Source organism: Burkholderia perseverans (assembly GCF_022870505.1).
Lineage (GTDB): Bacteria > Pseudomonadota > Gammaproteobacteria > Burkholderiales > Burkholderiaceae > Burkholderia > Burkholderia plantarii.
The window spans coordinates 2,959,817-2,978,079 of the sequence record NZ_CP045093.1 but is presented as its reverse complement, the minus strand read 5'-3'; the positions used below and the strand labels follow the sequence as shown (position 1 = coordinate 2,978,079).

Annotated in this window: 18 protein-coding genes; 10 read left to right on the top strand and 8 right to left on the bottom strand. The window is 69.6% G+C overall.

Annotation, left to right across the window (positions count from 1 at the left end; genetic code table 11):
• Positions 1-15: 15 nt before the first annotated feature.
• Positions 16-960: a LysR family transcriptional regulator gene (locus tag BpN12_RS12385; RefSeq protein WP_246792874.1), complete on the top strand. Its 945-nt coding sequence runs from the start codon at positions 16-18 to the stop codon at positions 958-960.
• 36 nt (positions 961-996) lie between these two features.
• Here the strand turns inward: BpN12_RS12385 and BpN12_RS12380 are convergent, their stop codons facing one another.
• Both BpN12_RS12380 and BpN12_RS12375 read right to left on the bottom strand, forming a co-directional pair.
• A complete protein-coding gene (locus BpN12_RS12380; RefSeq protein ID WP_246792873.1) occupies positions 997-1,956 on the bottom strand; it encodes an NAD-dependent epimerase/dehydratase family protein in 960 nt (319 codons plus the stop codon).
• 201 nt (positions 1,957-2,157) lie between these two features.
• Positions 2,158-2,601, bottom strand: coding sequence for a MarR family winged helix-turn-helix transcriptional regulator (locus BpN12_RS12375; protein WP_246792872.1), 444 nt, complete (start codon positions 2,599-2,601; stop codon positions 2,158-2,160).
• A 176-nt stretch (positions 2,602-2,777) separates the two neighbouring features.
• On the opposite strand from BpN12_RS12375, the gene BpN12_RS12370 reads away from it, so the two are divergent.
• Positions 2,778-3,614 (top strand): hypothetical protein, encoded by an 837-nt coding sequence (locus BpN12_RS12370; protein ID WP_246792871.1) that lies wholly within the window; start codon positions 2,778-2,780, stop codon positions 3,612-3,614.
• An 89-nt stretch (positions 3,615-3,703) separates the two neighbouring features.
• Positions 3,704-4,429, top strand: a complete 726-nt coding sequence (locus BpN12_RS12365; RefSeq protein ID WP_246792870.1) for a GNAT family N-acetyltransferase — start codon at positions 3,704-3,706, stop codon at positions 4,427-4,429.
• A gap of 82 nt (positions 4,430-4,511) precedes the next feature.
• On the opposite strand, the gene BpN12_RS12360 is transcribed toward BpN12_RS12365, so the two are convergent.
• A complete protein-coding gene (locus BpN12_RS12360) occupies positions 4,512-5,090 on the bottom strand; it encodes a TetR/AcrR family transcriptional regulator (protein WP_246792869.1) in 579 nt (192 codons plus the stop codon).
• Positions 5,091-5,219: 129 nt separating this feature from the next.
• Between BpN12_RS12360 and BpN12_RS12355 the strand changes: the two genes are divergently transcribed.
• Together BpN12_RS12355 and BpN12_RS12350 are read left to right on the top strand one after the other, a co-directional pair.
• Positions 5,220-6,638, top strand: a complete 1,419-nt coding sequence (locus tag BpN12_RS12355; protein ID WP_246792868.1) for an amidase — start codon at positions 5,220-5,222, stop codon at positions 6,636-6,638.
• Positions 6,639-6,745: 107 nt separating this feature from the next.
• Positions 6,746-7,840, top strand: a complete 1,095-nt coding sequence (locus BpN12_RS12350) for an alpha/beta fold hydrolase (protein WP_246792867.1) — start codon at positions 6,746-6,748, stop codon at positions 7,838-7,840.
• A 29-nt stretch (positions 7,841-7,869) separates the two neighbouring features.
• On the opposite strand, the gene BpN12_RS12345 is transcribed toward BpN12_RS12350, so the two are convergent.
• Positions 7,870-8,028 (bottom strand): hypothetical protein, encoded by a 159-nt coding sequence (locus BpN12_RS12345; protein WP_246792866.1) that lies wholly within the window; start codon positions 8,026-8,028, stop codon positions 7,870-7,872.
• On the opposite strand from BpN12_RS12345, the gene BpN12_RS33390 reads away from it, so the two are divergent.
• Positions 7,963-8,421: an isochorismatase family protein gene (locus tag BpN12_RS33390; protein WP_342346207.1), complete on the top strand. Its 459-nt coding sequence runs from the start codon at positions 7,963-7,965 to the stop codon at positions 8,419-8,421. The two genes, BpN12_RS12345 and BpN12_RS33390, sit on opposite strands and share 66 nt — an antisense overlap.
• A 162-nt stretch (positions 8,422-8,583) precedes the next feature.
• Positions 8,584-9,489, top strand: a complete 906-nt coding sequence (locus BpN12_RS12330; protein WP_246792864.1) for a LysR family transcriptional regulator — start codon at positions 8,584-8,586, stop codon at positions 9,487-9,489.
• Between the two features lie 122 nt (positions 9,490-9,611).
• On the opposite strand, the gene BpN12_RS12325 is transcribed toward BpN12_RS12330, so the two are convergent.
• Together BpN12_RS12325 and BpN12_RS12320 are read right to left on the bottom strand one after the other, a co-directional pair.
• On the bottom strand, positions 9,612-11,009 hold the full coding sequence (locus BpN12_RS12325) for a hypothetical protein (protein WP_425306265.1): 1,398 nt from the start codon (positions 11,007-11,009) through the stop codon (positions 9,612-9,614).
• Positions 11,010-11,560: 551 nt separating this feature from the next.
• On the bottom strand, positions 11,561-11,968 hold the full coding sequence (locus tag BpN12_RS12320) for a hypothetical protein (RefSeq protein ID WP_246792863.1): 408 nt from the start codon (positions 11,966-11,968) through the stop codon (positions 11,561-11,563).
• A 1,070-nt stretch (positions 11,969-13,038) separates the two neighbouring features.
• Between BpN12_RS12320 and BpN12_RS12315 the strand changes: the two genes are divergently transcribed.
• Positions 13,039-13,752, top strand: a complete 714-nt coding sequence (locus BpN12_RS12315; RefSeq protein WP_246792862.1) for a hypothetical protein — start codon at positions 13,039-13,041, stop codon at positions 13,750-13,752.
• Positions 13,752-14,861, top strand: a complete 1,110-nt coding sequence (locus BpN12_RS12310; RefSeq protein WP_246794704.1) for a DUF2817 domain-containing protein — start codon at positions 13,752-13,754, stop codon at positions 14,859-14,861. Before BpN12_RS12315 ends, BpN12_RS12310 begins: the two co-directional genes overlap by 1 nt.
• 91 nt (positions 14,862-14,952) lie before the next feature.
• On the opposite strand, the gene gcvA is transcribed toward BpN12_RS12310, so the two are convergent.
• Together gcvA and BpN12_RS12300 are read right to left on the bottom strand one after the other, a co-directional pair.
• Positions 14,953-15,903, bottom strand: coding sequence for a transcriptional regulator GcvA (gcvA, locus tag BpN12_RS12305; RefSeq protein ID WP_246792861.1), 951 nt, complete (start codon positions 15,901-15,903; stop codon positions 14,953-14,955).
• Between the two features lie 482 nt (positions 15,904-16,385).
• A complete protein-coding gene (locus BpN12_RS12300) occupies positions 16,386-17,015 on the bottom strand; it encodes a glutathione S-transferase family protein (RefSeq protein WP_280529117.1) in 630 nt (209 codons plus the stop codon).
• 322 nt (positions 17,016-17,337) lie between these two features.
• On the opposite strand from BpN12_RS12300, the gene BpN12_RS12295 reads away from it, so the two are divergent.
• Complete coding sequence (locus BpN12_RS12295; RefSeq protein WP_246792859.1) at positions 17,338-18,261, top strand: LysR family transcriptional regulator; 924 nt, start codon at positions 17,338-17,340, stop codon at positions 18,259-18,261.
• Positions 18,262-18,263 lie beyond the last annotated feature (2 nt).

Here is an 18,263-nt window from a genome sequence, read left to right as displayed (position 1 = left end):
AACCGGGCAAACGATTTGGACCGTCTGGAAGCGATGACGATGCTGCTCGCGGCCGTCGAAACAGGCAGCCTTTCGGCGGCCGCACGCGAACTGGGCGTGCCGGTGCCGACGCTCACGCGCAAGGTCACCGACCTCGAGGAGCAACTCGGCACGCGCCTCTTGATCCGCACCACGCGCAAGCTGACGCTGACCGACGCCGGCATCGGCTACGTGGCGTCGGCGCGGCGCATCCTCGATCTGGTCCACGAGCAGGAGCGCGAGGCCTGCGGCGAGTTCACCGCGCCGCGCGGCGAACTCGTGATCACCACCTCGGTGCTGTTCGGCAAGCGCTACGTGCTGCCCGAGATCATGGATTTCCTCGCGCTGTTTCCCGACATCAACGTGAAGATGCTGCAGTCGGACCGCCATATCGACCTGGTGGACGCGCACGTCGATCTGGCGGTGCGCATCGGCAAGCTGGCCGACAGCACGATGATCGCGACGCGCGTCGGCTCGCTGCGGCCGATGGTGTGCGCGAGCCCCGCGCTGCTCGCCGCGCAGGGCGTGCCGCGCACGCCGGCCGACCTGCTGCGCATGCCGTCGGTGATGTTCAACGGGCCGATGCTGTCGCCGGACTGGACGTTTCGCCTGCCCGAATCGGGCGAACTCAGCACCGTGGCGGTCAAGCCGCGGCTGCAGGTGGCGACGCCCGATTCGGCGGTCGAGGCCGCCGTGCGCGGCGTCGGCGTCACGCAGCTGCTGAGCTACCACGTGGCCGACGCACTGGCCTCGGGCAAGCTGCGCGCGGTGCTCACGCACTACGAATGCGAGCCGGTGCCCGTGCATCTGGTGCATGTCTCGCGCAACCTGATGCCGCTGAAGCTGCGCCGCTTCATCGATTTCATCGCGCCGCGGCTGCGCGCGGCGCTGGCCGGGATCGAGACGCCGGAGCTTCCAGGGGACCCGGCCGGGCGTGGTTGAGATCGGACCCGGCCGGGCCGCCGGCATCGGGGATCGTCAGGAAACGCGCGCCGGCTCGGCCGCGACGGCGGCCAGCGCCTGCCGCAGTCCGTCCGCATACGGCGTCTTGCGGATCGGCCCGATCAACTGGTGCAGCGCCGAATCGTCGAGCAGCAGCGGCGCCGTCATCAGGTAGTTCATCTCCACCAGTTCGCGCATCAGCGGATTGAACAGGCCGAGCACGCGCAGCATCGTCTTGTTGGCGACGCGCGTCTTCACGGGGCGGCCGGTCTGCCGCGCCAGCTCGTCGAGCAGCGCGCGCTGCGTGGTGACGCCGGCGCCGGCCAGATGCCAGATCCGCCCGAACGCGGCCGGCGTGTCGAGCAGGCGCGCCACCACCGGGCCGACGTCGGGCACGAACACGAATTCGTGTTCGCGATCGAGCGGGCCGAGCAGGTTCGCCGTGCCGCCCTTTACCGCCGCGCGGATCGCCTCGTGCAGCATGCTGGCCTGCACGCCGGGGCCGTAGAAGTCCGGCAGCCGCAACACGCACGCCTCGATGCGCCCCTGCGCATGCGCCGCCAGCAGCAGGTCTTCCTGCGCCTTGCGCATCCTGCCCTTGAACGTGTGCGGCTCGCGCGGATGGTCTTCACGCACCGGGTTGCCGCGCGAGTGCCCGTAAGGATAGACCGTGCCGATCAACACGATGCGCTTCACGCCGGCGGCGATCGCGCCGTCCAGGGTCCGGCGCATCAGTTCCGGGTGCAGCTCGAATTGCCAGTAGTTGACGCCGACCAGATAGACGAGCGTGTCGATGCCGTCGGCGGCGGCGCGGATCGATTCGGGTGCCTCGGGATCCCAGCCGACGATCTCGGCGAGCGGATCGGCGCCGAACCTGTCGCGCAGCGCGGCCAGGTTGCGGCCGACCACGCGGTACGGGCGCCGCGCCTCGCGCAGCGCCTCGGCGATGCTTTGGCCGATCGCGCCGGCGGCGCCGAACAGGGCAATTTTCGACATGAGGGCTCCAGGTGGTGGCTGACTGGTGGCTGGTGGCCCGTTGCGGCCACCGATGCAGCGCAGTTTGCGCGTGGGACGCAGCAAAGGAAATTGGCTGATGTCGTGCGGTATCCATGCAGAAATGCATGGCTATGCCGGCAGCGCGGGTCCGGCGTCCGGGTGGCGTCGCGGCTCCCCTCCGACAGGCCGCGCGATCGCCGCCTATGCCTCGCCGAAACCGCCCGACGCCAGATGGTCCAGCAGGGCCAGCAACGTCTTCGTTTCCGGCTGCCCCAGGTAGGCCTCGAAGCGCTTCTGCACCGGCTTCCAGAGCCGCAGGGCGGCTCGCAGCCGGTGGCTGCCGTCCGGGGTCATCGCGATCAGCCGCCGGCGGCTGTCGGCCGCGTCCTTTTCCAGCGTGATCCAGCCGTCGCGGATCAACGGCTTGAGCGTGTGGCCCAGCGCGGACAGATCCATCACGACCTCGTGGGCGAGTTCGCTTTGCGTGGCCGCCCCGAGCCGCTCGATCGCGCGCAGCAGGTTGAACTGGGCGGCATTGATGCCCGCCGGCGCAAGCGCCTGGTCGTATTGATCGCTGATGCCGCGGGTGGCGCGTCTGAGCGCGCCGTAACTGCAGACGCTGGGAGTCAACGGCCGGACGGTCATGATTTCGGCTCCTGTCGAAGGCAAGCGCATCGGGCTCGCCGGTCCGGTCGAATTATGGCATATGCCAGTTGCGAGGAAGCCGGATGCGGTCGAGATGTTCCCCAACCACGAGCCGGCCGATATGATAAGGTGGCATATACCAGTATTTGATGTGTACCGGAGCACACCGGGCGCCGATGAACCGGTTCGGCGGCGATGAGCCGGAACACGCCATCAACCTTTCATACGAGGAACCTGCGATGGATGATCAGGATGCCAGTCGAGCCATGCCCGCGCGCGATCCGGGCCGCGATCCGACGGCGGTGAAGCCGGATTCCGTGTCCCGGCGTCAGGCGCTGGCCGGCATCGGCTTCTTCGGGGCGGCCATGACGGCGCTCGCCGGCGGCAAGGCGCTGGCCGCGGATACGGTCCAGGGCAGCTACGGCAACGAGGCGATCGCGCTGCCGCCTGGCCCCGCGTCCGCGGATGCGGACGAGCAGGAGCGGGCGGTCAGGATCGCGCGTGCAATGCAGGCCGGCCCGCCGCAACTGACCCGGGACGCCACCGTCGCCGAAATGGACCGGCACGGCAATATGTCGAAGGTCCTGCGCCGCGGCACCAACGGCTGGGTCTGCACGCCCGGCAACGAGAACCGGATCGGCGATCCGCCGATGTGCGTGGACCAGGTCGGCATGCAGTGGTTCCGGGACATCCTGGCCCGCAATCCGCGCCCGTCGATCACGACGCCGGGCCTCTGCTACATGCTGTGCGGCGCGACCCAGCACAGCAACACCGACGCGCTGGACACCACCAGCCCCGCGATCCCGATCGGGCCGCACTGGATGGTGCTCTGGCCTTTCGACTCGGCGCATTGCGGGTTGCCCACCGATGTCCGCGATGCGGGCGCCTGGATCATGTTCGCGGGGACGCCTTATGCCTACCTGCACATCTGCGGGTCGCCGTGGGTCGGCAACAGCTACGAGCCCGGGGACCGGGCGGTATGGACCATGCAATACATGAAGCCGTCCGCCTGATGCCGCGCGACGCGCGCATTGGCGCCATCACGCGCCGGCGGACTTCCCGCCGGTCGGCACGACCGGGCGGCAATCCAGGAGCACGCTGCATGTTCGAAGCAGAAACAGGATCGCGCACCGGCACCCATCCGCTGGATGCCCTCATCCACCACGCGCTGTCGGGGCGGCAGCGCCGTTTCGCGATGCCAACCGCCGGCGTGCTGCGGTTTCCGCCCGAGGTCGCGCCGTTCGCCGCGATGCCCGACACCACGCCGGCCTCGTTCGAGGCGCTGCGCGAATCGATCCTGCGGCACGGGCCGGCCGCGCTGACGACCGTGGCCGTGATCGAGCCGCCCACGGCGTTCACCGTGCTGCGGCGCGCGACGCTGCTGCAGATGATCGGCGCACGCGTGCCCGAATCGGGCCGGCCCGAGCCGGCCTTGCCGGGCCAGGTCCGGCTCGGGGCACGCGACGTGCCGGACATGCTCGCGCTGACGGCGGCGACCCGGCCCGGGCCGTTCGGTCCGCGTACGATCGAACTGGGTACGTATCTCGGGGTGCGCCGGCAGGGAGCGCTGGCGGCGCTGGCGGGCGAGCGGCTGCAGATCGACGGTTATGCCGAGATCAGCGCGGTGTGCGTGGATCCGGGATTCCGCGGGCAGGGCCTGGCCACCGGCTTGATGGCACGACTGATGGCACTGATTCGCGCGCGCGGCGAGGTGCCGATCCTGCATGTGCTGACCTCGAACCACCACGCCATTTCCCTTTATCGCACGCTCGGTTTCGTGGTGCGGCGCGAGGTGCATCTGACCGTGCTCGGCCGTGCCGCCGACTGACGCCGCTGGGACCTCGCCGGTGGCGCGCGAAAGCGCCGCCAGCCCGGCACGCAGGCGGCCACCGAAGCCGGCGGGCGTGCCGTTACTTCGGCAGGAGCCCGGCGGCGCGGTAGCCGTCGATCAAGGTATCGAACAGCGCGAGGTTCGAGCGGCCGCGCGCCACCAGCTGCGCCCCGGCCACCGCGGCGAAGATCGCGCGCGCCTGCCGCTTGGCGTCGCGCGGGCCGGCGAGTTCGGCTGCGAGCAGCGCCTTTCTCAGCCATTCGATGTTGACGTCCGCGAAGGTCTGGGCTTCGGTCTTCACGATGTCGGGCAGGTCGTCGTATTCGGCGGTCATGAAGCTGGCGAGGCACATGCGGTTGCCGTTCTCGAGCGACTTGCGAAACGTCTCGGCCGGATATCGGCGCAGCCGGTCGACGGGGTCCTTGGCCTCGGTCCATAACGCTTCGAGCGTTGCGGCCGCGTCCTCCCAGTAGCGCCGCGCGACCGCCGCCGCCAGCTCGGCCTTGCCCGGGAAATGGTGATAGAGGCTCGCGGCCTTGATGCCGACGTCGTCCGCGAGATTGCGGATGTTCAGGCCGCTGTACCCGTGGGCCTGCGCCATCCTGGTGGCCGCCGCCAGGATTCTCTCGCTGGAATTCATGCCCGCCTGGTCTTTCATGGACTCGCCCCGAAAAAAGTGTTGACGAGCCGAAGTATAACCTCCTAGCATTCAAACTAACAAACGTTAGGTAGTTAAAAACACTACCCGGCTTTGTGCATGACCATCGATTCCATTCAAAGGCAAGCCATGAACAACGAAATCTTCTATCAGGATGCAACCCGGCTCGCGGAACTGATCCGCACCCGGGAGGTATCGCCGGTCGAGGTGGTACGGGCCCATCTCGACCGTATCGAGGCGGTGGACCCGAAGATCAATGCGATCGTCACGCTCGCCGGCGATGCGCTCGATGCCGCGCGGGCCGCCGAGGCCGCGGTCCTGAACGGCGAGGCGCTCGGGCCGCTGCACGGCGTGCCGTTCACGGCCAAGGATTCGATCGACACCGCCGGCGTGAAGACGCAGCGCGGCTCGCCGATCTTCGCGGGCCGCGTGCCGGACACGGACGCGACCACCGTGGCGCGCCTGAAGCAGGCGGGCGGCATCCTGCTCGCGAAGACCAATCTTCCCGAGTTCTCCTACTGGATCGAGACCGACAACCTGCTGTCGGGGCGCGCGCGCAATCCGTGGCATCTCGATCGCACGCCGGGCGGATCGAGCGGCGGCGAATCGGCCGCCATCGCGGCGGGCATGTCGCCGCTCGGCATCGGCAGCGACGTGGCGATTTCGGTACGTGGCCCGGCCGCGCTCACCGGCATCGTCGGCCTGAAGGCGACGCACGGGCGGATTCCGATGACGGGCCTGTGGCCGCGCGTGCCGCGCCGCTTCTGGCATGTGGGGCCGATGGCGCGCAGCGTGCGCGACGTCGCGCTGGCCTATTCGCTGCTGGCCGGCCCGGACGGCGCCGATGGCTTTTCCATGAGCCCGCCCGCGCTCGACGCCGGCGTCGGCGCGCGCCCTGCGCGTCCGGTCCGGGTCGGCTGGCTGGTGGACCCCGGCTTCCTCGGTCCGGTCGATGCCGAGGTCGCCCGTACCGTGCAGGCGGCCGCCGACGCGCTGGCGGAGGCCGGCGTCGTCGTGGAGCCGGCCCGCATCCCGGTGCTCGAGCAGATCGACGCGCTCGACGTGCTGTGGAAGCTCCAGGCGATGGAAACCAAGCCGGCCTTTCGCAAGGAGACGGCCGGGCACGAGGACCAGATCTTCAAGCATGTGCAGGGCGTCTATGACACGCCCGATACGCCGATCGCCGATTTCGTGCAGGCCGAGCAGCAGGCCGAGGCGCTGCGCGACGGCTTCGCCGGCTACTTCCAGCACTACGACGCGCTGCTTTGCCCGGTGACCCCGGTACCCGCGCATGCGCACGATGCGGCCGAGTTCGTCATCGGCGGCCAGACGGTGTCGTCGCTGCACGTGATGCATGCGACCGCGCCGTTCAACGTGACCGGGCTGCCGGGCCTGTCGTTGCGGTTCGGCACCAGCGGCGACGGGCTGCCGATCGGCGTGCAGCTGGTCGGGCCGTGGCTGGCGGAGTCCACGATCCTGCACCTGGCGGCGCTGCTGGAAAGCGTGAGCCCGGTGCGGGGCATGAATCCGGACCTGTCGAACCTCTGAGTCCGGTTCCGCCGCCCGTCCTGCGTCGCGGGCGGCGGGCTTTCCAGGGCCGCACGGCATCACGCGGCTTGTGACGTGACCGTTTCTTCATCCAGGATCGTAGCAACATGCCCAATCCGCCCGATCTTCTCCGCCGCCGCCTGTTGAACCAGACCTCGGCCCTGGCCGCGCTGACGCTGCTTGACCTGCCCGGCGCGGGCGCGGCTCTCGCCGCGTCGCGCGATGCCGGTTCGCCGGCCGCCGCGCCCGCCGCGTCTGTCATATCCGCGTCATCCCCGGTATCCGCCGCGTCCGGGCCGGGCCTGCCGTTCGCGCCGGTTCGCCAGATCGGCGCGAACGGGCTCGACGTCGGCTATCTGGACGCCGGCCCGGCCGCCGGCCCGGTCGTGATCCTGCTGCACGGATGGCCGCATGACGTCCACAGCTTCGTCGACGTCACGCCGATGCTCGCGGCCGCGGGCCATCGCGTGATCGTGCCGTATCTGCGCGGATACGGCTCGACGCGCATCGTGCGCGCGGACACGCCGCGCAACGGCCAGCAGGCGGTGTTCGCCGCGGACCTCGTCGCGCTGATGGACGCGCTGCGGATCGACCGGGCAATCCTCGCCGGTTTCGACTGGGGCGGGCGCGCCGCGAACATCGTCGCCGCGCTCTGGCCCGAGCGCTGCCGCGCGCTGGTGTCGGCCAGCGGCTACCTGATCGGCAGCCAGGCCGCCAACCGCAAGCCGCTGCCGCCGCAGGCCGAACAGCAGGCGTGGTTCCAGTACTACTTCGCCACCGAACGCGGCGCCGAGGGCTACGCCGAACATCGCGACGAATTCAACCGGCTGGTCTGGCGCAATGCATCGCCGCGGTTCCGCTTTGACGACGCCACGTTCCTGCGCACGGCGCAGGCATTCGACAATCCCGATCACGTCGCCGTCGTGATCCACAACTACCGCTGGCGGCTCGGGCTGGCCTCGGGCGAGGCGCGCTACGACGAACTGGAGCGGCGGCTGGCGCTCGCGCCGACGATCGCGGTCCCCACCATCACGCTGGAGGGCGATGCGAACGGCGCGCCGCATCAGCCGCCGGCCGCCTACGCGAAGCAGTTCACGGGCCGCTACCAGCATCGCGACGTCGTCGGCGGGATCGGCCACAACCTGCCGCAGGAAGCGCCGAGGGCATTCGCCGACGCGGTCCTGCAGGTCACGACGCTGTAGCCGGGCGGCGCGCGGCCGCCTCATCGACATCAACGGCCATCCGCGATGGCCTGTTCCGGAGTCAGCACCATGTCCCATCCCGTGCCGCGCCGCGCGTCGGTCCTCATCGACGTGCAAAACGAATAGGCCGACGGCAAGTTCCGCATCGAATATCCGCCGGTGGCTGCGTCGCTGCCGAAGATCGCCATGGCGATCGACGCGGCCAACGCACATCACGTGCCGGTCGTGCTGGTGCGGCACGTCCTGCCCGCCGACGCGCCGATCTTCGCCGACGGCAGCATCGGCGCGCAATTGCATCCGTTGGTGGACGGCGGCGCCATGACCACGTCGTGAGCAAGGTGCTGCCGAGCGTGTTCTTCGCGGCCGGTTTCGACGACTGGCTGAAGGCGTGCGGGATCGGCACGCTGACGGTGATCGGCTACATGACGCAGAACTGCAACGGCGTCGAGTTCCTGGCCGATGCGGCCGGCTCGCTGTCGTACCGGAACAAGGGACCGGCGAATGGGTGGAGAAGCTGCGCGATCCGGAGCGCGTCGCGGGCGATGACATCCGCGAATCTGCGTGCGCACGCAACGAGATGAGCGTCCGACGGCGCCTGTCGGCGGTGCCCGGGTCGTCGGCGTCTGGCGGCGTGCCTCCGGTTCGCGGGCGTGATCGGCGCCGCCGCGCGCCGGCAGGTTGCCGCTTGCCGGTGTGATGCGGTAGCGTGCAGGTATCAACCCCTATCCTGCACATTGCACGCCATGAGCAAAGACGAACCGAACTGGGAGTGGTACCGCACCTTCCTGAGCGTGCTGGAAACGGGTTCGCTGTCGGCGGCGGGGCGCGCGATGGGCATCGCGCAGCCGACCGCCGGGCGGCACATCGACGGGCTCGAGGCCGCGCTCGGCCTCACGCTGTTCACGCGTTCGGTGGACGGCTTCGCGCCGACCGACGCGGCGCGCGAACTGCAGCCGCACGCGGCGGGCGTCGCCGCCTCGGCGGCGGCGCTGCGGCGCGCCGCGAGCGGGCACGGCGAGGGCGTGCGCGGCACTGTGCGGCTGACGGCGAGCGAGGTGATCGGCGTCGAGGTGCTGCCGCCGATTCTCGCCGCGCTGCGCGAGGCGCATCCCGGGCTCGACATCGAGCTGATGCTGTCGAACCGCGTCGACGACTTGCTGCATCGCGAGGCCGACATCGCGGTGCGGATGTTCCGCCCGGAGCAGGCGGCACTGGTGGTGCGGCGCGTCGGCGGCATCGAGGTCGGGCTGCATGCGCATGCCGCCTATCTCGCGCGCCACGGCACGCCGCGCTCGCTGGCCGAGCTGCCGCGCCACACGATGATCGGCTTCGATCGCGAAACCGCCTTCACGCGTTCGGTCGCCGCCCGGTTCGCGCCGCTCACGCGCGACGATTTCGCGTTCCGCGCCGACAGCGATCTCGCGCAACTGGCCGCGATCCGGGCCGGCTTCGGCATCGGCTTCTGTCAGGCGGCGCTGGCCGCGCGCGACGCGTCGCTGGTGCGCGTGCTGCGCCGCGCGATGTCGCTGACGATGGACACCTGGATCGCGATGCACGAGGACCTGAGACGCAGCGCGCGCTGCATGGCGGCGTTCACGGCGCTGGCCGAGGGGCTGGGCGCCTATGCGCGAGGCGGCGCGGCGCGCTGAGCGCGGCGGCGCCTGCCGTGCGTGGAAAGCAGACGGGCCCGGCAATGCCGGGCCCGTCGGTTCAGGCGACCGCGCCGTCGGACAGGAGGCGCCGCCTGCCTCGGCGGCGCCTCGCCGGGCCGTCAGTAGCGGCCGAGGTAGGTTTCGCTGCAGATGTGCGTGAAGTACGCGTAGGACGAGCCTGCACGATACTGGCCCGCGTCCGTGGACGCGGCGGCCACGGCGTTCGGGTTGTAGGTGATCTGCCAGTGATCCGCCGGCGTGGAGAGCGTCTGGTAGTTCTGCGTGTAGGTGCCCGCGCCCTGGCACACGCCGATGTTGAGCGGCAGCGTCACGCTGCCGTCCGGACCGGTATAGCCGGAGTTGGTGGTCAGCAGCGTCAGCGCGCCGGTGGTGCTGCGGTCGAACACCTGGATCGTGACATGCTCGCCCGCCGGCAGCCGCACGTTGCCGGTATGGTCCCAGCCGATCACGCCGGCGTTGATGCTGCGCGCCACGTTCTCGTTGCCCGGCACGAGATGCGTGATGTTCTCGCTGTCGAGGAAGCTGTAGAACCCGGCGATGCCCGCGCCGTCCGACACGCGCAGCGTGTAGGTCTGCGAGGCGGGAGCGGTGGTGCCGGTGTTGTAGACGCGCAGCGCCAGCGTCGCGCCGGCCGGGGCGCTGACGTTGTAGGTCGAGCCGCTCGCCAGCGTGGCCCACGTGTTCGGCGCGGTTTCGAGCTGCGCCGTCTGCGTGCCGGTGCCGGTGAAGGTCACCAGGTTGGCGGTCTGCGTGCTCGGCGTCTGCACCGTGTAGTAGTCGACGTCGCTGACGGTGTCGAGGTTCGCGCTGATCAGCTGGTTGCCGGTCAGCTGGGTCGGATGGAGGATCGAGTCGTTCGGCTCGTAGCTGTCGTAGCCGGTGGTGCCCGTCACCTGGAACTGGAACGTGGCGCCGCCCGTGCCCTGTTGCGAATCGACCAGCAGCAGCAGGCGCACCGGGCCGGCCGGCGTGCCTTCGACGATCTTGGTCTGGGCCGTGCCGGTATCGTCGTCGAGATAGGTCAGCGTGCCGTCGTTGTTGACCTGCACGAGGTGCGCGTCGTGCTCCTCGTTGGCCGGCAGGTTGACCACGTAGCCGACGGTCTTGGTCAGGTCGGCCGCCACGAACTCGAAGCAGTCGGTCTGGCCGGCCGGCGCGGTGCTGGCGTTGTACGCGGCACCGACCTGGATGTCGGCGCAGCCGGCCACCGGCGGCGCGACGGTGGCGGCCGCCGTGGTGCCGGCCGCGGCGAGCCGCGAGACGGGCGCGCCGCGCAGCGTGCGCAGCGATTGCAGGCGGCTGGTGAGCACGCCCTGCGGCTGGATCGGCGTGATCTTGCCTGCTACCGCGGCCACCCGGCCGGCGGCCGGCAGGGCGTCGTTCTTGCTGATGCCCGGCACATACGATTCGGCGGTGAGGGGTTGCGCGGCATAGGCCTGGAGCGGCACGAGCATCGCGCCGACCAGCAGACTCAGTAACCGGAATTTGCTCTTCATGATGGTTTTTGGGCCCTGTTTGGAATGAACGCGACAGCCGGTGAACCAGCTTGGCATGGCACCGCACAAGCGGTCCGCGGTATTCGATTGCGCTGTCGCCTCTCTGATTACGGACGATTTAAGTAAATATTTAGGGCGCCGTCATCGCAAAAAAATCGGGCTCAGGCCGGATATGCGACGGCACCAAGGCGGCTGCGTATGGCCGGATCGGCGGTATTGCACCAATCGGAAAGCCGGCGCAAGCGCGGGTTTTCCCGGGGCTGCACGCGCGTCAATCCGGGCATTGATGTGGTGAATGTCGGGGCCGCGCCAAGGCATCGGCACGCAGGTGGCCGGAATTTCAATCCGGCGCTTGCGCGGCTGCCAGGTTGTTCTGCATAATATCGAAAAAAGAATTACGAGTAATCGCGGCGGCGTGCGTTAATTAATGTCTTTTATGCTGCGATCGCAGTTGAAAATTCTAAAAACACCGGAAATCGCACGACACCGAAGCAAGTCGGCCCTGAATGCTCGCTGGTCGTCGTCCGCGGCCCCGGAAAATGCGCCGCCGATCAACGAAAAGCCGCGCCGGATAAGGATTCAGGTCGATCCTTCAGCACCGCTCCCCACCTCGAATCGCCCTCTTCGAAGATTAGTAAATCTAACGCTCGTGAAGAAAATCTAGCTTGTTCGGCCAGTTTCGCATTGGTAATCTGCCCACCGATGTTGAATTTGTACCGCTTTATTAATCGACCCGACGATTCTTTTCGGTTCGTGAGACGATACGCAATCGGGAAGAAATAGTAGGCGGTGGCTACGCGCCAGTACGATCGAATATCAGTCTGATCGGGTTTTTGGGCCGGGGCGTTTTCATTGCCGCCTGGAAATCCCGTTTGCTGAAGCAGGGCGCCGGTTATTGCCGTCGATTGGCCATTGATCGGCCGGTGATTCGCCGTGTGCGAATCGCGTGATCGACGCATCCGCCATCATCGCGGATTGCCCGCTTTCGACGCCGGTAAAGCCTGGTCGTTGTTGTCAGTACTCGCTGTCGACGTGGTTTTACCGGATTCATCCCAATTCGCTGCCGTTTCGCCTGTCGCGTGACCGCGCGAGGGTGGCGCGCGTGCGGAACCGGGCCACGGCGTGGCGTGTTGATGCCGGACGTGAGCCGTTTCGACGGCGGCGTCCGTCGGGTGGGGCAGGTCGGCCCCGCGCCGGATCGAATAACAGCCTGGGAGCAACGACTCCCTGCATCCGAGAGAGCAGAGGGACGCGAGTTCCGAAGCCGTCACAGAGGGGCGAAAAGCCCCCGAACCTGAGAGAGCGCCGCGAGGGCAACCCGCGGCATAGAGAGAGCGAGGGGTACGAGCCCCCACAACCGTAAGAAGAACCCGCGAGGCCGGGCCTGCGGAAAACGAGAGCACAGCCTATGCGGGAAGAGGTGTCGAGCGTCGAGGGGCCGCTCGTGGAAGCGCCGGATCATGCCGGCCTTGCGCGAGTCCGGGTGGCCGTCGTGCCACGTCCCGCCGTCCGCCTGCCCGGGCGCCATGATCCGGCGCCGCCGCGCGCGGCCGGCCGGCAGCGGGCCGCGATTGCGCGCGTTGCGCACGATTCGCGTGTCAGCCTGCCGGTCGGACGTTTTTTTTCGATTGCGGTATTCAGTTTTCCTATGCAACGCGCGAAACGCCGGCGGCTTGCCGTCGAGGTCGCGCGTCGTCCAGCGTATCCGGGGCATCCGGGTCGCGCACGCCGCCGCGAGGCGCGATGCGGCGGCTCGCCGGCGCCATCGGCGCGCCGTGCCGCCTTGCCGTGTCGCCACGATGGCCGCCGCGCGCGATCACCCGTTCCGGCCGTCGCGCCCGAGCCCCACACGCTTTTCATGCCGGCGCAGCCCGGCGCTTCCCTTTGCGATGACGGACCCGCGTGCGCGATGCATGGCGCGCTGGCGCCCCGCGCGCGGTCCGCACTCGCCAGCCGGGCGCCTCGCGCCCGCCCGCCGCGCCGCGCGCGCGATCTGCCGACGCGTCGGCACGACCAAGGAGCATGACGGATGGAATTACACAGGAAGATCCTCGACCAGGGCGGCCAGGAGTTGCTCGACCTGATCCTGACGGTCAACGTCAATTTCTACTTCTCGGAACTGGAGATCATCGACCTCTGCGCGAAGTGGATTCCGCGCCGTGACGATCTGCGCGAGAAGTTCTACCTCGTCCACCACGCGCACGACGAGATGGCGCATTCGAACCTCTTCAAGGACGGCGTGCGCCACCTGGGCCTGCAGTGGGACGACGCGCTGATCGAGCGCTACCGGCTCAGCGATCTCGACCACCGCTTCGCCAAGCTGCTCGACAGCGACGACGAACTCGAGGTGCTGATCGGCCTGAACGTCTACGCGGAGGGGGTGCTCGCGATGGAGTCGCTGGTCGAGATGGGCGAGACGCGGCCCGACATCTTTCCGGCGTTTCGCCAGATCGCGCGCGAGGAACTCACGCATCTCGCGTTCGGCAAGAAGGTGCTGCAGCGCATGTTCGAGGAGAACCCGGCCGAGCGCGAGCGCGCGCAGATGCATTGCGACTGGTATCGCGACCACATCCATCCGTACCTGTGGCGCGACATCTCCGGGCTGCTCGGCACCGGGATCCGCCACGGCATCCTGCATGCCGATTACCGCGAGCGCGCGGTGGCGCGCTTCGAAAGTGAAATGACGTCGCTCGGCCTGGTGGTGGACTGGCAGCGCGCGACTGGCATCGAGCTGGCGGCGTGATGGCGCCGCACGACCTGTTTTCGCGCGATTTCGAGCAGGCGCGCGCACGCTTTCGCGAGGCGGCGGCGCAGCGCGGCGCGCGGCTCGCGCAGCGACACAACCCGGTGCCCGGGCCCGATGGCGTGACGCTGACCACCGACGTCGCGTGGCTCGGGCCGGCCACCGCGCCGCGCGTGCTGACGGTGGTGTCGGGCACGCACGGCGTGGAAGGCTTCGCGGGCTCGGCGATCCAGTGCGCGTGGCTGCGGCTGCCGGAAGCGGCGGAACTGCCGGACGACACCGCGGTGATGCTGGTGCATGCGCTGAACCCGTTCGGCTTCGCCTGGCTCCGGCGCGCCACCGAGCACAACGTCGACCTGAACCGCAACTTCGTCGACCGCAGCGCGGCGCTGCCCGAGAACCCCGGCTACGACGCGCTGCACGACGCGCTGCTGACGGGCGAGGGCGACCCGGTGGCCCGCACGCGGGCCGACGCCGCGCTGCGCGACTACGCCGGCCGGCACGGCATCGCCGCGTTCCGGCAGGTGCTCGCGCGCGGTCAGTACCGCCATCCCGACGGCCTGTTCTACGGCGGCGCCGAGCCGGCCTGGAGCGCGCAGCTGATCGGCGAGCTGGTGCATGAATATCTCGGCCATGCGTCGGACATCGCGCTGGTCGACCTGCATACCGGGCTCGGTTCCTACGGCGACGTGCAGGCGGTGTCGTTCGACCAGCCCGGCTCGGCCGCGCTGGCGCGCGCCAGCGCATGGTTCGGCCCGGCGCTCGGCGCGCCGCGGGCTGGCGAGGCGGTATCGGTCGATCTCGACGGTACGCTCTACGATGCGTGGCGGCGCTGGCTGTTCGGCCGCTCGCTGACCTCGATCGCGCTCGAGATCGGCACCCATCCGGTGCCGGACCTGATCGCCGCGCTGCGGGCCGAGGCGGTGGCGTGGCGCGACGAACCGTTCGGGCAGTCGGCCGAGGCGCTGCGTTCGCGGGCCGCGCTGCGCGCGTTCTTCGACGTGCCGCGCGAGGACTGGCGCGAGGCGGCGCTCGACGGCGGGCTGGCGGCGCTGCGCGCCGCGCTTGCCGGCGTGGCGGGTCGGGGCGTGGCGGCCGGGGTGGTGTGAGGCGCGAGCGCGGTGCGCGGCGTGGCGCTCTGAAGTAACGAGGCGCCGGGAGAGGACAGCGGCGAAACCATGCAGCAACGGCCGCCGTCGATCACTCCGGCACGGTGTCGTCAACCGCCGCGCCGCCCGGGTCCGAGCCCCTGACCGCCTGCATCAGCCACTCGCGGAACACGCGCGCGCTCGGATTGTCGAGCGTCTGCTCCGGATAGACGAGGTAGTAGGCGTAATCGGGCGTGAACGGCGCGTCGAACAGCACCGTCAGGCGCCCGTCGGCCAGCTCCGAGGCGACGATCGACCGGCGCGCGAGCGCCACGCCGTGGCAGGCGATCGCGGCCTGCAGCATGCCGTTCGAATCGATGAACACGGCGCCCTTGTCGCCGCGCACGCCGTCCACCTGATGATGCTTGAGCCACGCGAGCCATTCCTTGTGGCGCTCGTCGTGCAGCAGCGTGGTGCGCGCGAGGTCCTGGAACGACGTGAACGGCCCGAGCCGCTCGACGAGCCGCGGGCTGCAGACCGGATAGAGCGGATCGTCGAGCAGCAGCTCGGACTTGAGCCCCTGGTAGCGGCCGGCGCCATGGCGCAGCCCGAAATCGATCTGGTCGTCGACGAACGCGGCGTAGCGGTTGGTGGTGCTGATGCGCAGGTCGACGGACGGCGCGTACTGCGCGAGATCGGACAAGCGCGGCACCAGCCATTGCATCGCGAAGCTGTGCGCGCAGCTGACGGTGACGATGTCGGTGTGGTTCGCGTTGCTGCGCAGGCGGTCGGTCGCGCGCAGGATCAGGTCGAACACCTGCTGCAGTTCCTGCAGATAGCGGCTGCCGTGCGGCGTGATGTCGATGCCGCGCGGCGAGCGCTGCAGCAGGCTCACGCCGAGTTCTTCCTCGAGCTTGACGATCTGCTGGCTGATCGCCGACGGCGTGACGTGGATTTCCTCCGCGGCGATCTTGATGCTGCGATGCCGCCCGACGCTGACGAAATAGCGCAGCGCACGCAACGAAGGCAGTGCGGAGTATTTGTTCGTGTTCGGGCTCGACATGTTTTTCTGACTTTGCCTGAAAGTTGAGCGGTCGCGCCCGCCGCAGGCAGCCCGGTCCGGACGCGGTGGGGGCCTGCCACCCTGTCCGGCGGGAACGGAGACCGGCGATGCGCGTCGGCAGGCCGTGCCCGCCCGCTCGCGCGTGTCGCGCGGATGCCGCTGCATGAAGCGCGCCGACCTCTCGCATCGGCGTGCCATGATTTCATCGTCGATCCATCGTGAATGACCGCGGCGCTCGTTCGGCGATTGCTCGACGAAGCGAAAACGCCAGCGGGATTATAAACAGCAATTGACGCACGGGTATGTTCGCGGCCGTCGCATCGTGCGGCCGGCGGCGCGCGGTGCGGGGCGTCGGCGGCACGGCCGTCGTCCGTGGCCGTCAGCGCGGGTTTCGTTGCGCTTACAACTACGCTTTCGGCCGCGATTTCCGCCATGTTTTCCGCCGCGCCGCCCGGGCAGCCACGACGCGCGGCCGGCCCGCTTCAACTCGCCGCCGCGAGCGCCTCGACCTTCGCGATCGCGGCGGCCACCGCCGCTCGCGCGGCGATTTCGTCGTACCAGCGCGCGACGTTCGGCGCGTCGGTCAGCTCGATGCCGGCAAAGCCGCGCCGCCACAGCCAGCCGAAGTGCGCGATGTCGGCGATCGTGTAGCTGTCGCCGGACGCGAAGCGGTGTTCGCCGAGCACGCGGTCGAGCAGCCGCAGCTGACGTTCGGCCTCGCCGGCGAAGCGCTCGATCGCGTAGGCCGAGCCGTCGGCCGGCGCCGCGCGGCGGAAATGGCCGGCCCGCCCGAACGCGGGGCCGAGCCCCGAGGCATGCACGAACAGCTGCTCGAAGGTGCGGGCGCGCGCCCGCGGCTCGACCGGCAGCAGCGCGCCATGGCGCTCGGCCAGATGGACCAGGATCGCGGCCGATTCGGTCAGCACGAAGCCGCCGTCGGCCTCGGCCAGCACCGGCACCTTGCCGTTCGGGTTCAGCGCGAGAAACGCCTCGTGCCGCTGTTCGCCGGCGCGCACGTTGACGGCGTGCAACTGGTACGGCACGCCCAGTTCCTCCAGCGCGATCGGCACTTTCACGGAGTTCGGGGTGGCAAAGGCATGAACGTGATACATCGGGAATCCTCGGGTCGGAGTGGGGGGATCGATGACGTATCGTGCCCGGCCGGCCACGGCCCGGGAACGCCGGCGGCGGCAATAGCGCTTATTCCCGGCGGGCATTGCGCGCCGGGCCGGCGCCGCTGCCGTGCCGCCATTCCCGCCGGGAATGACTGTTATCCGTGCGCCGGCCGGCGCCCCCGGGGCGTAAGCGGTGGCCGCCGCGCTAGACTTCACGCTGGCGCGCGGCAGGTGGCGCGCGCATTCATGCAGATTCATCTGAACGCACGCCGCCGTGCAGGCAGCCGTGCAGACAGCAACCCCGGGGAGAAGCGAAGCGATGGACCGAATGGCAGCCATGGAAACCTTTGTCGCGGTGGTGGACGCGGGCTCGTTCTCGGCCGCGGCGCGGCGCCTCGCGCTCGGGCAGCCGGCCGTGTCGAAATCGGTCGCGCAGCTCGAGGAGCATCTCGGCGCGCGGCTGCTGCTGCGCTCCACGCGCGGCCTCACGCCCACCGACGCCGGCCTGCGCTTCTACGAGCACGCGCGGCTGTCGATCGAGGAGGCGGACCAGGCCGAGCAGGCCGTGCGCGAATCGTCGACGGGGCTGTCAGGCCGGCTGCGGATCGGCGCGGCCGTCACCTTCACGCGGCTGCACGTGCTGCCGGCGCTGAAGACCTTCGCCGATCGCCATCCCGACCTGCAGCTCGACATCATCCTCGACGACCGCTCGATCGACCTGCTCGAAGAGGGCGTGGACGTGGCGCTGCGCATGGGCGCGCTCAACGATTCCTCGATGACGGCGCGGCGCATCGCGAGCAGCCGACGGCTCGTGGTGGCCACGCCGCAATATCTGGCCGAGGCCGGCACGCCCGCCACGCCGGCCGAGCTGAGCCGCCATCAGGCGATCATCTATTCGCAGCGTGGCGGCGGCGAAACCTGGGCGTTCCGCCGCGACGGCACCGAGGTGGCGGTGGCCGTCTCGGGACGGGTGCGGATGAGCGCGGCCGAGGGCATGCGCACCGCGGTGCTCGGCCATATGGGGCTGGCCGTGGCCTCCGAATGGATGTTCGAGCCCGAACTCGCGAACGGCAGCGTGCGCGCGGTGCTGACCGACTGGACGCTGCCGGAGGTGGACCTGTGGGCCGTGTTCCCGGCCGGGCGGATGGTCACCTCGAAGGCGCGCGCGTTCGTCGATTTCGTCGCCGAACTGCTGGGCGGCTCGGCAGACGAGAGAGCCGGGAGCGCCGCGCCAGCCGCCTGAGT

What these genes read in the sequence shown, in the direction of transcription:
- BpN12_RS12380 (WP_246792873.1), bottom strand. Translation starts at nt 1,956, where the DNA reads ATGTCGAAAATTGCCCTGTTCGGCGCCGCCGGCGCGATCGGCCAAAGC.
- BpN12_RS12375 (WP_246792872.1), bottom strand. Translation starts at nt 2,601, where the DNA reads ATGACCGTCCGGCCGTTGACTCCCAGCGTCTGCAGTTACGGCGCGCTC.
- BpN12_RS12370 (WP_246792871.1), top strand. Translation starts at nt 2,778, where the DNA reads ATGAACCGGTTCGGCGGCGATGAGCCGGAACACGCCATCAACCTTTCA.
- BpN12_RS12365 (WP_246792870.1), top strand. Translation starts at nt 3,704, where the DNA reads ATGTTCGAAGCAGAAACAGGATCGCGCACCGGCACCCATCCGCTGGAT.
- BpN12_RS12360 (WP_246792869.1), bottom strand. Translation starts at nt 5,090, where the DNA reads ATGAAAGACCAGGCGGGCATGAATTCCAGCGAGAGAATCCTGGCGGCG.
- BpN12_RS12355 (WP_246792868.1), top strand. Translation starts at nt 5,220, where the DNA reads ATGAACAACGAAATCTTCTATCAGGATGCAACCCGGCTCGCGGAACTG.
- BpN12_RS12350 (WP_246792867.1), top strand. Translation starts at nt 6,746, where the DNA reads ATGCCCAATCCGCCCGATCTTCTCCGCCGCCGCCTGTTGAACCAGACC.
- BpN12_RS12345 (WP_246792866.1), bottom strand. Translation starts at nt 8,028, where the DNA reads ATGGCGATCTTCGGCAGCGACGCAGCCACCGGCGGATATTCGATGCGG.
- BpN12_RS12330 (WP_246792864.1), top strand. Translation starts at nt 8,584, where the DNA reads ATGAGCAAAGACGAACCGAACTGGGAGTGGTACCGCACCTTCCTGAGC.
- BpN12_RS12325 (WP_425306265.1), bottom strand. Translation starts at nt 11,009, where the DNA reads ATGAAGAGCAAATTCCGGTTACTGAGTCTGCTGGTCGGCGCGATGCTC.
- BpN12_RS12320 (WP_246792863.1), bottom strand. Translation starts at nt 11,968, where the DNA reads ATGCGTCGATCACGCGATTCGCACACGGCGAATCACCGGCCGATCAAT.
- BpN12_RS12315 (WP_246792862.1), top strand. Translation starts at nt 13,039, where the DNA reads ATGGAATTACACAGGAAGATCCTCGACCAGGGCGGCCAGGAGTTGCTC.
- BpN12_RS12310 (WP_246794704.1), top strand. Translation starts at nt 13,752, where the DNA reads ATGGCGCCGCACGACCTGTTTTCGCGCGATTTCGAGCAGGCGCGCGCA.
- gcvA (WP_246792861.1), bottom strand. Translation starts at nt 15,903, where the DNA reads ATGTCGAGCCCGAACACGAACAAATACTCCGCACTGCCTTCGTTGCGT.
- BpN12_RS12300 (WP_280529117.1), bottom strand. Translation starts at nt 17,015, where the DNA reads ATGTATCACGTTCATGCCTTTGCCACCCCGAACTCCGTGAAAGTGCCG.
- BpN12_RS12295 (WP_246792859.1), top strand. Translation starts at nt 17,338, where the DNA reads ATGGACCGAATGGCAGCCATGGAAACCTTTGTCGCGGTGGTGGACGCG.